The 12,527-nt window shown below is 40.9% G+C and carries 16 protein-coding genes; 11 read left to right on the top strand and 5 right to left on the bottom strand.

What is annotated here, in order from left to right; translation table 11 throughout:
- The first annotated feature begins 7 nt into the window (after positions 1-7).
- The 6 genes from DER53_RS02340 to DER53_RS02315 all read left to right on the top strand — a co-directional run bounded on the left by DER53_RS02340 (position 8) and on the right by DER53_RS02315 (position 5,339).
- Positions 8-826, top strand: a complete 819-nt coding sequence (locus DER53_RS02340; protein WP_062755813.1) for a sulfite exporter TauE/SafE family protein — start codon at positions 8-10, stop codon at positions 824-826.
- A 13-nt stretch (positions 827-839) separates the two neighbouring features.
- Entirely contained in the window at positions 840-2,231 is a 1,392-nt protein-coding gene (locus DER53_RS02335; RefSeq protein WP_062755815.1) for a bifunctional metallophosphatase/5'-nucleotidase, read from the top strand.
- 56 nt (positions 2,232-2,287) lie between these two features.
- Positions 2,288-2,590 carry a YunC family protein gene (locus DER53_RS02330; RefSeq protein WP_015864982.1) on the top strand — a complete coding sequence of 101 codons (303 nt, stop codon included), beginning with the start codon at positions 2,288-2,290 and terminating at the stop codon, positions 2,588-2,590.
- 73 nt (positions 2,591-2,663) lie between these two features.
- On the top strand, positions 2,664-3,413 hold the full coding sequence (gene yunB / locus DER53_RS02325) for a sporulation protein YunB (protein ID WP_062755817.1): 750 nt from the start codon (positions 2,664-2,666) through the stop codon (positions 3,411-3,413).
- Positions 3,414-3,711: 298 nt separating this feature from the next.
- Positions 3,712-5,226, top strand: a complete 1,515-nt coding sequence (locus DER53_RS02320; RefSeq protein WP_062755821.1) for a sodium-dependent transporter — start codon at positions 3,712-3,714, stop codon at positions 5,224-5,226.
- A gap of 5 nt (positions 5,227-5,231) precedes the next feature.
- A complete protein-coding gene (locus DER53_RS02315; RefSeq protein WP_015864979.1) occupies positions 5,232-5,339 on the top strand; it encodes a methionine/alanine import family NSS transporter small subunit in 108 nt (35 codons plus the stop codon).
- A 44-nt stretch (positions 5,340-5,383) separates the two neighbouring features.
- Here the strand turns inward: DER53_RS02315 and DER53_RS02310 are convergent, their stop codons facing one another.
- Positions 5,384-6,346 carry a M23 family metallopeptidase gene (locus DER53_RS02310; RefSeq protein ID WP_223812248.1) on the bottom strand — a complete coding sequence of 321 codons (963 nt, stop codon included), beginning with the start codon at positions 6,344-6,346 and terminating at the stop codon, positions 5,384-5,386.
- Between the two features lie 193 nt (positions 6,347-6,539).
- Between DER53_RS02310 and lipA the strand changes: the two genes are divergently transcribed.
- The gene (gene lipA / locus DER53_RS02305; RefSeq protein WP_015864977.1) at positions 6,540-7,436 is read left to right on the top strand and encodes a lipoyl synthase; all 897 of its coding nucleotides are present in this window, start codon (positions 6,540-6,542) and stop codon (positions 7,434-7,436) included.
- Between the two features lie 64 nt (positions 7,437-7,500).
- Here the strand turns inward: lipA and DER53_RS02300 are convergent, their stop codons facing one another.
- Complete coding sequence (locus tag DER53_RS02300) at positions 7,501-8,187, bottom strand: YhcN/YlaJ family sporulation lipoprotein (protein WP_062755823.1); 687 nt, start codon at positions 8,185-8,187, stop codon at positions 7,501-7,503.
- A 112-nt stretch (positions 8,188-8,299) separates the two neighbouring features.
- Between DER53_RS02300 and DER53_RS02295 the strand changes: the two genes are divergently transcribed.
- The gene (locus DER53_RS02295) at positions 8,300-8,575 is read left to right on the top strand and encodes a YutD family protein (RefSeq protein WP_015864975.1); all 276 of its coding nucleotides are present in this window, start codon (positions 8,300-8,302) and stop codon (positions 8,573-8,575) included.
- A 42-nt stretch (positions 8,576-8,617) separates the two neighbouring features.
- Here the strand turns inward: DER53_RS02295 and DER53_RS02290 are convergent, their stop codons facing one another.
- Both DER53_RS02290 and DER53_RS02285 read right to left on the bottom strand, forming a co-directional pair.
- Positions 8,618-8,899 (bottom strand): hypothetical protein, encoded by a 282-nt coding sequence (locus DER53_RS02290; RefSeq protein ID WP_062678330.1) that lies wholly within the window; start codon positions 8,897-8,899, stop codon positions 8,618-8,620.
- A 57-nt stretch (positions 8,900-8,956) separates the two neighbouring features.
- Entirely contained in the window at positions 8,957-9,226 is a 270-nt protein-coding gene (locus tag DER53_RS02285; protein WP_062678329.1) for a DUF3055 domain-containing protein, read from the bottom strand.
- Between the two features lie 118 nt (positions 9,227-9,344).
- Here DER53_RS02285 and hepT point away from each other — a divergent pair, with 118 nt between their 5' ends.
- Both hepT and DER53_RS02275 read left to right on the top strand, forming a co-directional pair.
- Positions 9,345-9,782 carry a type VII toxin-antitoxin system HepT family RNase toxin gene (hepT, locus tag DER53_RS02280; RefSeq protein ID WP_015864973.1) on the top strand — a complete coding sequence of 146 codons (438 nt, stop codon included), beginning with the start codon at positions 9,345-9,347 and terminating at the stop codon, positions 9,780-9,782.
- A 230-nt stretch (positions 9,783-10,012) separates the two neighbouring features.
- A complete protein-coding gene (locus tag DER53_RS02275) occupies positions 10,013-10,783 on the top strand; it encodes a TIGR01457 family HAD-type hydrolase (protein ID WP_041269973.1) in 771 nt (256 codons plus the stop codon).
- A gap of 53 nt (positions 10,784-10,836) precedes the next feature.
- On the opposite strand, the gene DER53_RS02270 is transcribed toward DER53_RS02275, so the two are convergent.
- Complete coding sequence (locus DER53_RS02270; RefSeq protein ID WP_015864971.1) at positions 10,837-11,334, bottom strand: phosphatidylglycerophosphatase A family protein; 498 nt, start codon at positions 11,332-11,334, stop codon at positions 10,837-10,839.
- 160 nt (positions 11,335-11,494) lie between these two features.
- Here DER53_RS02270 and yutH point away from each other — a divergent pair, with 160 nt between their 5' ends.
- Entirely contained in the window at positions 11,495-12,505 is a 1,011-nt protein-coding gene (gene yutH / locus DER53_RS02265) for a spore coat putative kinase YutH (protein ID WP_015864970.1), read from the top strand.
- The last annotated feature ends 22 nt before the right edge of the window (positions 12,506-12,527 follow it).

Raw genomic sequence — 12,527 nt, 5'->3', positions numbered from 1 at the left:
TGAGAATATGGAGTATGTGCTGCTAGTCATTGTCGGCTTTTTAGCGGGAACGATCGGAAGTTTAGTCGGTTTAGGCGGCGGAGTGATCATCGTGCCATCTTTGCTGTTTTTAGGCGCTACACATTGGTTGCCGCATGTCACCCCGCAAGCGGCTGTCGGCACTTCGCTCGTCGTCATTATTTTTAACGGACTATCATCAACATTATCCTATATGAAAGAAAAAATGGTTGATTATCAAAGCGGCCTTTTATTTTTTATCGGAAGCGGCCCTGGAGCGATCATTGGCGCGTGGATGAATAATAAGTTGAGCCTTGAGCATTTTTCTTTCTATTTTGGGCTTTTTTTAATCGCTGTATCGTTTTTTTTATCTTTCAGCAAAAATGCTTCAGTACGTTCACAACGAAAAACATTTAAAATTACCCGCACTTACACAACGAATGAAGGGGAAACGGTGACATATGGATACAACCCGATCGTAGCTATTGTCATCTCTTTCATCGTTGGTTTTTTTGGGGGGATTTTTGGCATTGGCGGCGGTTCATTAATGGTGCCGGCGATGATGATTTTATTTTTCTTTCCGCCTCATGTTGCGGTAGCGACTTCGATGTTTATGATCTTTTTGTCGTCACTTGTCAGCTCGCTTACACATATTTTTATGGGGAATGTACAATGGCTATTTGCGCTTGCTCTAATTCCGGGTGTTTGGTTTGGAGCGAAAACAGGTGCTTTCATTAATAAACGGCTTCGCAGTAAAACAGTGGTCATCTTCTTGCGCCTAGTGCTTGTTCTTTTAGGAATCCGTCTTATTTACGAAAGCTTTTCATAAAGGGGGAGGCTCGTTGAAACGGACAGTATATGTATACCATACGAACGATGTGCATAGCCATTTTGAATATTGGCCGAAAATTTCCTATTTTTTATGTGAACAAAGACAAAAGCATGAAAAAAACAATGAAACGATGTTGTTGTTTGATATTGGGGATTTTATTGATCGCTTTCATCCGATTACGGAAGCAACAAGGGGAAAAGCAAATGTTGATTTATTAAATGAACTTCATTATGATGCGGTAACGATTGGGAACAATGAAGGAATTACCCTTGACTATGAGGAACTAAATGCATTATACAAAAACGCCCGCTTTCCAGTCATTGTCGCAAATTTATTTAAGAAAGACGGGACACGTCCTTCTTGGGCGCATCCGTACTATATTATTCCTATTTCTGATACGTTTCGTGTTGGCGTGATTGGACTAACGGCTTATTTCGCTAAATCTTACGAGTTATTAGGATGGAAAGTGACGCCGCCTCTTGAGATGTTGGAAAACATTGCGGCAGAAGTGAAAAAACAAGCGGATCTTGTCATTTTATTATCGCATTTGGGAATCAACGAGGACGAAAAAATTGCTCAGACGATACCAGAAATTGATATTATCCTCGGAGGGCATACCCATCATTTATTTCCAGAGGGAAAAAGGATTAATCAAACATTATTGTGTGGAGCCGGGAAATATGGAAAGTTTATTGGAGTAGTGAAGTTAGAAATCGGGGAAAGTGATCATACATATAAAGCATTAGCTACCGTTGTGGATGTAAAAAGTCTGCCGGATTTGGAGAAAACGAAGCGCACCTTATCGTTATTAGAACAGCAAAGTTTAGCAACATTGGAAGCGGAACAAGTCGCAGAATTGAAAGAAGACTTGCCGTTACAATGGTTTTCGCCGTCTCCGTTTGCCGAATTGCTCGCTTCAGCACTTAAAGAATGGTGTAAAGCGGAAATCGGCATGGTAAATGCAGGTGTCCTGTTAGAGCCGCTTTACAAAGGAGTAGTAACAAAAAAAGATTTACACCGTATTTGTCCGCATCCGATCAACCCGTGTAAAGTGCAGCTTCGGGGCGCAGAATTAAAGGAAATTATTTTACAAGCAAATACAGAAAGAATGAAATACTTAGAATTTAAAGGATTTGGTTTTCGCGGCAAGGTGATGGGGCAAATGGTATATGCTGGAATCGAACTGGAAACAGAAACGAGTAAAGATGGATCCGAACATATTCGCCACATTATGATTAACGGCAAGCCATTAAATCCAGATCAACTATATGATGTGGCGACGATTGATATGTTTGCGATCGGAAATTTTTATCCCCAAATCCAACGCGCTTCGAAAAAAGAATATTATATGCCGGAATTTTTACGGGATGTTTTGGCATGGAAATTAGCAAACCAAAAATAAGCACATTTCCTTCCCTATTTCATACATTAAAGTAGGGAAAGGAGTGTGGCTTTATCATGATCAACGTAACTCCTATTACGATCGATCATTATCCATTTATTGCTATTTCCGTTCAATTACCAAAGACGAATTTGCTTGCCGTAGCAAGTGAAAAAGGGTACATTATGTGCGGCGCGCTCGATGTGGCGCTATTGAATGAGAAACTGCGCGACCGCGGAATTGTCGCTGGAAGGGCGGTCGGGGTGCGCACGATTGAACAACTGCTTGAAGCGCCTTTAGAATCGGTGACAGTAGCTGCTGAAGAGTTGGGAATTACGGTCGGTATGAAAGGAAAAGATGCTTTGTTGAAGATGCGGTAAAAAATTATATAACAATTTGCGTTATCTCCCTCCTTTCAAGCATACATATAGCTTGTAAAGGAGGGATTTTATTTTGCCTAGATTTCCCGCACGCTTTCCGAGAAGAGGCCCGCTTCCCTTTCGATATGTATTTTTATTGACATTTGTTTTCTTTATGTTTTCCACAGCTCTCAGTCTTTGGATTGTGAATAAAAGGATCGAACCAGTTTTAATGGAAATTGCTGAAAAGGAAACGAAACGAATTGCCAATTTAGTCATTAATAATGCAATTGAACAACAGTTTTTAAAAGACAATCCGGAAATGAGTGATTTAATTACAGTACAGAAAGATGAAAATGGCAAAATTGCTTCGGTGGATTTTAATGCAGTCATTGTAAATCGAATTTTAGCAAATACGGACGACTATGTAATGCAAAGTTTAAAAGCGGCAACGGAAGGAAAGATTGAAGAACTCGAACTTCCTGACGCCGAACCGGAAAAAGGGAAAAATAGCGGAATTATTTATTATATTCCAATTGGCCAAGTCACCAATAATTCACTCCTTGGCAATCTCGGGCCGCATGTTCCTGTCCAATTTCAAATTATTGGTAATGTATTATCGGATGTAACAAAAGAAATTAAGCCGTTTGGGATTAATAACGTGTTAATTGAAGTGGATATTCACGTTTCCGTAGATATTCAAGTAGTAATCCCGTTTTCAGCAAAAGCTGCAACCGTCTCAACAAAAATTCCGATTGCGATGCATGTGATTCAAGGAGAGGTTCCGGAATTTTATAATAATGGCGGCAATGTCAACCCATCTTTTAAAGTGCCTTCTCATTAGCTTAACGTTTTTCGGTCGCCTGCCGGGTCGGTGAAGATTTTTTATATGTTCGCCGGCTCGGGTTACGGCGTAATAAGCATGTCATATCATGGGCGTTACTTATTTTATGTAAAGAAGAAAAAAAGTTTTGTAATATAGGACAAGTTGCCATTGTTTTTTCCTACATGGAAATAACAAACATAGAAGTCTAATATTGCTTTGACTTCTCGACTAATAGGAAGTATACTATACTTATAAAAGACAGATAAATCAGAAAATAAAAAATTATATTATTCTACAAAAAATGGGGGGACTGTAAATGGAGAATCGACAGCAATGGGGAACGCGCGCAGGGTTTATTTTAGCAGCAGCTGGCTCTGCGATCGGGCTCGGAAACATTTGGCGTTTCCCTGGGGTCGCTTATGAAAATGGCGGCGGAGCATTCTTTTTCCCGTATTTATTCGCTTTGCTTACTGCAGGGATTCCGTTGTTAGTGATGGAATTTGCCATCGGTCATAAATACCGAGGTTCTGCGCCCCTATCGCTTTCCCGCATTCATAAAAACGCGGAGTGGATTGGCTGGTGGCAAGTGCTTATTTCGTTTGTTATTTCTACGTATTATTCCGTTATTATTGCATGGGCATTATCTTATACGGTATTTTCCTTTAATTTAAAGTGGGGAGAAGATACAGAAAGTTTTCTTTTTAAAAATTATTTGCATTTAGCGGATAAACCGGGTCAATTAGGAGGAATTTCGCTTAATGTACTTATTCCGCTGGTGATTGTCTGGATTGTTACGTTAGGTGTGCTCTATAAAGGCGTTAAAAAAGGAATTGAATTGGCAAACAAAATTTTCTTGCCAACGCTTGTTGTTCTTTTCCTTATCATTGTTATTCGCGCGGTTACGCTTGATGGGGCATTAGAAGGATTAAACGTGTTCTTTAAACCGGATTGGGACCAAATTATGAGCGGAAAAGTTTGGATTGCCGCGTATGGACAAATTTTCTTTAGCTTATCCATTGCTTTTGCTATTATGGTCACGTATGCCAGTTATCTTCCACAAAAATCAGATTTAACAAATAACGCGTTTATTACGGGATTTGCAAACTCTGGATTTGAATTGTTGGCTGGAATTGGAGTATTTAGTGCTCTTGGCTTTTTAGCGCAACAACAAGGGGTAGCGGTAGATGAAGTGGTAAGCAGCGGTGTCGGATTAGCATTTGTAGTGTTTCCGAAAATTATTAACGAGTTTCCGACGCTTAATGCCTTTTTCGGTGTTCTCTTTTTCTTATCGTTAACGCTTGCGGGACTAACATCTCTCATTTCGATTTGCGAAACGTATATTGCCGGGATTCAGGAAAAGTTTGGTGTTTCCCGTACGAAATCGGTATTGTTTGGAGGAGGCGTTGCGGCGTTATTATCTCTTTTCTTTGCGTCGCATGGCGGTTTATATTTGTTAGATGTCGTCGATTACTTTATTAACAACTTTGGCATTGCGTTGGCGGGACTTGTTGAGGTTGTTGTAATTGCTTGGGTTGTGCGCGAGCTTAATAACTTGCAAGAGCATGCGAACAGCGTTTCCGATATTATGCTCGGTGCCTGGTGGAAAGTTTGCTTAAGCGTCATCACGCCGCTTGTGTTAGGATATATGATGGTGGATAACATTCGGACAAATATTAAAGAAAATTACTCAGGATACGAAACTTGGTTTGTTACGTCGTTCGGCTGGGTTGTCGCGCTTGCTGTCATTGCAATCGGAATCTTGCTTTCATTCAAGCAATGGCACGGTTCTACTGTCAGAGAAACGCACCAGACGGAAAGCAAGGGGGTTTAAGATAGATGGAAACAAGTGCGGTTGTCATGATGGTTGTTGGTATCGTCGTCATTTGGGGAGGTTTAGCGGCAAGCATTATTCATGCGGTGAGAAAAGCAAGACAAAACGGATAGTGGTATGTAGAGGAAAAGGAGGTCGGTGTTTCATTCCGACCTCCTTATTTTTTCTTTTGTTTTTCCGCACGTTCCCACGCTTTCAGGTGAGGATACGGATCGAAAGACCATTCCGTATATCCGTTATCTTTGTACATTCCATAATGAAGATGCGGTGGAAATTTTCCAGCCGTCCCTGGCGGTCCGTAGCCCGAACTGCCGACCGAGCCGATAATGGTTCCTGGTTCCACGATTTGTCCTTCACGTAAGTTAGGGGAAAATCCATTTAAATGAGCAAAATAGTGATAAGTGTTATTAATATCACGAATACCTACACGCCATCCTCCATAGTTATTCCATCCTTTTAATTCCACGATTCCATAGCAAGTCGATCGTACAGGGACACCGTAGCTGGCAAAAATATCCGTCCCTTCATGAATGCGGCGTCCTCCCCAACCTCTTTTGTCACCCCATGTATCCCGATAGCTGTAATTCGCATGAAGCGGAAGCGGGAATACATGATCATCTAACTTTAACGTCTGATACTTTTTGTAAATTTTTACTTTGCCTAAAATTAAATCAACCGTTTTGCTTCGCTGATAATAGTCCCAAAGGGCCATTTTTATATGTTTATGATCGATTCCATACGATTGAAGAAAGCGTGCCATAGCAAAAATAACATCTTCATCATCTGTCGGATCGGCGACACCGTCTCCGTTTCCATCCATACCAAAACCGCCAAATTGCGAAATCGTAAACGGATTGGTATCATGAGGGTTTTTATTTAAAGGCCCCGCCCAAATTTCCGGTTTGATATAGATGCCAAGTACGCCGGTAGGTTTAGGCAAATCACGGCGCACTTGACGGACGTTCCGTTCATATTGATCAATCGCCGCAAAATAATACCAAGGGATCAGCGAGGCTGCTTCTGCTTTTTTGTATAACTCCATTCGTTTCTGATAAATCTCTTCTTCATCGAATTTTTCTTGGCCAAATATGATTTTTGGTGTCGTGAATATAATTATCATCATTACAATGCCAAATATAAATCGGTACACATACTTCTACCCCTTTCCATTCATCTCCTTTATTTAGTTTGAGGAGATTCGCTTATTTCATAAATGTTAAAATGCGGAAAGTGAGGTGTGACTAATTTCTTTGTGTTTATTTGCTGTTTTTTTTATAATGAAAAATATAAATAAAACTATTGGAGTGAGAACAATGGCAACAAATGAAGAGCACCTTCGCAAACCGGAATGGTTAAAAATAAAGCTGAATACAAATGAAAATTATACTGGCTTAAAGAAATTGATGCGTGAAAACCGGTTACATACCGTATGCGAAGAAGCAAAATGCCCAAACATTCATGAATGTTGGGCGGTACGAAGAACGGCAACATTTATGATCTTAGGGAACGTATGTACTCGTGCGTGCCGCTTTTGCGCGGTAAAAACAGGATTACCGACGGAACTAGATTGGCAAGAGCCGGAACGTGTTGCCGAATCGGTTCGCCTTATGAACTTAAAACACGTTGTTGTCACTGCTGTCGCTCGCGATGACTTGAAAGATGGAGGAGCGGCTGTATTTGCGGAAACGGTCCGTGCCATCCGCCGCAAAAATCCATTTACGACGATTGAAGTGCTTCCTTCCGATATGGGTGGAGTATATGAGAACTTAAAAACATTAATGGATGCACGTCCAGATATTTTAAACCATAATATTGAAACGGTTCGCCGATTAACGCCAAGAGTGCGCGCACGCGCGACATATGAGCGCTCGCTTGAATTTTTGCGCCGCGCGAAAGAATTGCAGCCGGACATTCCGACCAAGTCGAGTATTATGGTCGGCCTTGGGGAAACAAAAGAAGAAATTATTGAGGCAATGGATGATTTGCGCGCCAATCATGTGGATATTTTAACGATCGGCCAATATTTACAGCCAACGAAAAAGCATTTGAAAGTAGTGAAATATTACCATCCAGACGAATTTAGAGAATTAAAAGAAATCGCATTAAGCAAAGGATTTACTCATTGCGAAGCTGGTCCGCTCGTTCGCTCTTCTTATCATGCAGACGAACAAGTAAATGCGGCTTCGGCAGCACGGCAGATGAAAGCGTAAAACGTGTGTAAAAAACGGTCTTGCCTTCATCGAGATGAAGACAGACCGTTTTTCTGTTCTCAGGTTATCGGTTCATTTTTGCAGGCTTTGGCGTACCATCATGGAAATCACGATCGAGACGGTCGTTTGTTTCGTTAATCATTTCCCCATTTTCGTTTTCCCCGTCACTTAGTTTGCGGCCTTGCGGATATTTCAGCATTCTTTGAATCGTTGCATCGATAATTTGATCGATATTTCGGCTGTTGGAATCTAAACGTCCAAAGCGCTCGATATCTTTCATGAGGCGTGGATCATCAGCCACGTATACATGGTAATAGCGCGGAACGACAGAAAGAGCTGTCTTTTTTACTTGGTCTGCTGTTTCCTGACGATTTTTTGTATCTGTATCATAAACGATCAATACTTCTTCGTCTGTTACTAATGTGGCGACATCCTTAACGTTCGGCAGTTGTGTACAAAGCTTGCTGATTAAATCAGCCGCGCGCTCGCGATTGAACGTTGGCATATTGTTATATAAGTTTGCATCACCGCGAACAGGGCTTTGTTGATGGCGGACATAGCCAAAATTGTTCATTCGTGCATCGTCGCCGTTTGGCACTCCTCTTTCATTATATAAATCGTTGCGATCGGTGACGTTCATCGTATTACCGCTTCGTTTATATACATCGGTATTGTTATCTTGTCCCATTTGCGCACAGCCTGCTAATGTTACAGCTGTACCTAATGTGACCGCAAGCAATGTTTTTCTCATTGCAAACACCCCCTTCACCTTCAGGATGTTCCTCTTTATGAACTTTGATAACAGTAATTGATTGGGAACGTTTCATCGTTTATGATGAAAGTGGAAAGGCAAGGTGAAAAGGATGATATGCATTAACAATATATGTTATGAATTAGTGGAAAACGTGAAAAATGCGTTTAATGAAGAGGCGTTTCGTGCGCGATATGCAGATATTTTAAGTAAGTATGACTATATTGTGGGAGACTGGGGATACAACCAACTTCGTTTGCGCGGATTTTTTGATGATCATAACCAAAAAGCAACATATGATACGAAAATTAGCACATTATCAGAATATTTGTATGAATATTGCAATTTTGGTTGTGCGTATTTTGTGCTTCGTAAGGTAAAACGATAAAACAAAACGCGGCTATCCTTTTTATGAGGATAGCCGCAACTATTATGCTTGACCGTATGGGAATTGTTCATTTTCCCGCGGGTCATCGTGCGGCGGATGCGCGCCAGGGTCTTGTCTTGGAATGTCTTGGTGGAATGATTTGTATTCGTAGTTAAAAGCACTATAGTAACGCTGTCCCTTTTTCCACGGGGTGCTTTTGTTTTGCACTGGTTCGTCTGCGCGGCGCGGAGAACCGTACGGTCCTTCTGGAAATTCTTCGGCCGTTAAAAAATTTTTCTGTTTTTCCACGGTGGAAAAATCGCTATACTTTTCCTTTTCCTGCATTTGTTTCACCTTCCTCAGGATGGGGATTATTTATAATGTCCCCTAATGAGAAAGCAGCTATGAAATGCATTCGTATAAAAATGATCGTAAATCGTTGGCATCTTCTTCACTCAAGCGGTAAGCATGTTCCAAATATCCCGGTTCTTCTAAATCGTCTTGTCCAATAATTGCAAAACGGTTGCTTTGCAAATCAAGGACTAAATATTTTCCGTAAAAACGATCTGTTTGGATAATGGCTAAATCAAATCGTTGCCGTTCTCCTAAAAAACTGACAAAACGCGTTTTCGTATCGACCGTATCGTCATATAAGTAAAAACGCTCGTTCATAAACTCCGCCCTCCAGTAAGAAATGTGCGTACTTCCATCATAACAAACGATATGTGAAATGTCTCGTATTCGTATAATTATGGTACAATAAAAAAAACAAATACTAGGAGGAATAATGATGTACTTTGTAGATCGCAATAAAATCGAAGAAACATTACGTTATATGGAAAAGCTGTTACATATTTATAAACAAAAGCCATCGTGGGATGATGAATTGTCTCAACTTGTTCTTGAGCGTATTGTTCATTTAGTGATTGAAGCAATTTTAGATGTCGGAAATGCGATGATCGATGGTTTTATTATGAGAGACCCAGGAAGTTACGAAGATATTATCGATATTTTAACGGATGAACGGGTTATAACGGCGGATGATGCAAAAGGATTAAAAGCGATCATTGGCTATCGGAAAATGCTTGTTCATCATTATACGAATGTCGACCACGCAAAATTGCTTGAGGAAGTGCAAAAACATTTTCCAGCACTGCAAGCATATCCATCCGCTATTCGCACGTATTTAGAAAACGAGCTTGGTCCCGTGTCCGCGTTCCGCAATTGATGGATCGTTTAGCAAACACGTCTCCAATGTTAACTTGTACCAAGGAGACTTCCACTCCATTTATCGGGTAGAAATACATATCCTCCTTCTGCGTGGAGACTTCTTTGTAAAGCCCCCCTCGCTTCTAAATGGAATACAGAAGGGAGGGTATTGGGGCGTGTTTGCTTTTTGACATTTTTCATTTCTTTTTATAAGTTTGTTACGTGATGATCAATAAAGAGGTGAAGATGTTGAAAAAGTATAAAGGATATTTGATCGACTTAGACGGAACAATGTATCGAGGAACAGAATGTATCGCGGAAGCTCGTGATTTTGTAAAAGAGCTGTATCGAAAAGGCATTCCGTATTTATTTGTCACGAATAACTCTTCACGCACACCGGCACAAGTGGCGGAGAAATTGCAGTCATTCGGCGTTCCAGCAACAGAAGAACATGTGTTTACAACAAGCCAAGCGACAGCAAACTATATTTTTGAAAAAAAACCGGATGCTTCTGTTTATGTGATTGGCGAAGAAGGAATTCGCACAGCTCTTGAAGAAAAAGGATTTACTTTTGCGAAAGAAGACGCTGAATTTGTCGTGATGGGAATTGACAGAAGCATTACATATGAAAAACTTGCCATCGCTTGTTTAGCCGTTCGCAATGGCGCAACGTTTATTTCGACAAATGCCGATATTGCGATTCCGACAGAACGAGGATTGTTGCCGGGAAACGGTTCTCTCACGGCTGTTGTTGCTGTGTCGACCCAAGTGCAGCCTATTTTTATTGGAAAACCGGAAAAAATTATTATGGAACAAGCGCTAAAAGTGTTGGGAGTGCCGAGAGAGGAAACATTAATGATCGGCGATTACTACGATACCGATATTATGGCAGGAATGAATGCGGGAATGGACACGCTTCTTGTCCATACGGGAGTAACGACAAAAGAACTGTTGCAACGATATGAAAAACAGCCAACATATACGGCCGATTCACTAAAAGAATGGATGGATCGCATTTAAAAAACGCCGCTCTAACGAAGAGCGGCGTTTTTTTCTTTTCGCTAAAGCGCCGCTTACTCCACATTCGCCGCTCGATGGGCTAAGCGGCTTGAGGCAGCGGCAGCAATAGCGCCGACAATATCGTCTAAAAACGTATTGCACTTTCCTGTTGATTTATCATTTAAGTATTTCAAAATGCCTGGCTTTTGTTTATCAATATATCCATAATTGGTGAAACCGATGGAGCCGTATACGTTTACGATCGAAAGCGCTAAAATCTCGTCCACTCCATATAAACCTTCGTCACGCTGAATAATAGACTGCAACGGCTCATCTAATTTGCCTTCTTCTGCTAATTTATCAAGCTGGATGCCAGTGAGTATCGCGTTTTGTACTTCACGCTTGGCAATCACGCGGTTCACATTTTCAATACATTCTTCTAGTTTCAAATTTGGATGGTATTTCGATTGTAAATAATATACAAGTTCAGCGATGTCTTTGATTGTAACCCCGCGTTCTTCCAGCCATTGGCGGGCGGTTTGTTCAAGATTGTTCATAATTGGTTCTTTCATGGGCGTCACCTGTTTCTTTAAGGAGTTATTTTTTATTATATATGTTTATCATGGCATAAATGTGCCGTTTCTGTAAACTTTGATGCTTGCAAATATGGGAAAAAACAGATTTTTTTGCAAATGAATTCATATATTGCTTTTATAAGGAGGGAGAGAAGTGATGCAAGAATTTATTCGTCATGAATACGAAATTTCGGCAGAAAGAATGGGGAAAATTGGACGATATTATACATTTCTATACAAAAATCAATATTATACCGTTATTCCTGTACATGGGCGCACGGAAGCGGAAATAAAGGAATTGCAGAAAATGAGCCATTATTTGATATCGAAAGGAGATGTCACTGTCGCATCGTTTGTTCCAACCAAGTCAGGAGAGCTGGTTGCTTACAACGCCAGACAGCCCATTGTTATGGTTCGTACGTCCATTCCGCCATATGCAAGAAATATCTCGATTGGTCGGGAATTAGCGAAATTTCATCAGCGTGGCCGCACTTGTCCTATTTCGATTATTCATTGTCGGCGGATAGGCCAATGGAAAGAATTTTGGGGAACACGCCTTGATCAGATGGAGCAATTTTGGAGAAGAAAAATAGAGATGGGAATTACTACTATGTTTGATCGTCTTTTTATTGAATCATTTCCATATTATCTTGGTTTGGCGGAAAATGCGATTCAATATGTAGCGGATACGGAGTTAGATGAGGAGCCTGTCGGTATTGACTATGCAACTTTTTGCCATGAACGGTTGCCGGATGCAAAGTGGATAGAGGGAAAGGAGCATAAGTTAGCGACGGATTGGGTATATGATCATTGTGCAAGAGATTTGGCGGAGTGGGTTCGGCAAATATACACAAAAAGACAAAATGCTTCTGTGGAAAGAATCCGGCAATTTTTTCGAGACTATGAACAGGTCACCCCGTTATCGGCATTTGCCTGGCGCTTAATTTATGCACGGCTTCTTTTCCCGCTTCATTATTTTGAATGTGTGGAAGGGTATTATATATCAGAAGGAGAGAGAGAAAAACAAGCATATGAACAAACGTTACGTCATATTGTCAACCATTCCCGAGAGCATGAACAATTTCTCGCGTCATTTGTGGATATTGTCGGACTATCGAACCGCCAGCTTCATCTTCCGAAAATTGATTGGTTTTCTCACGTATCATAATAGCGGTGATCACGGAATCATC

The organism is Parageobacillus toebii NBRC 107807 (assembly GCF_003688615.2).
Lineage (GTDB): Bacteria > Bacillota > Bacilli > Bacillales > Anoxybacillaceae > Parageobacillus_B > Parageobacillus_B toebii.
Note: the sequence above shows the minus strand (reverse complement) of the source record. Positions and strands in the feature narration are given on the sequence as shown.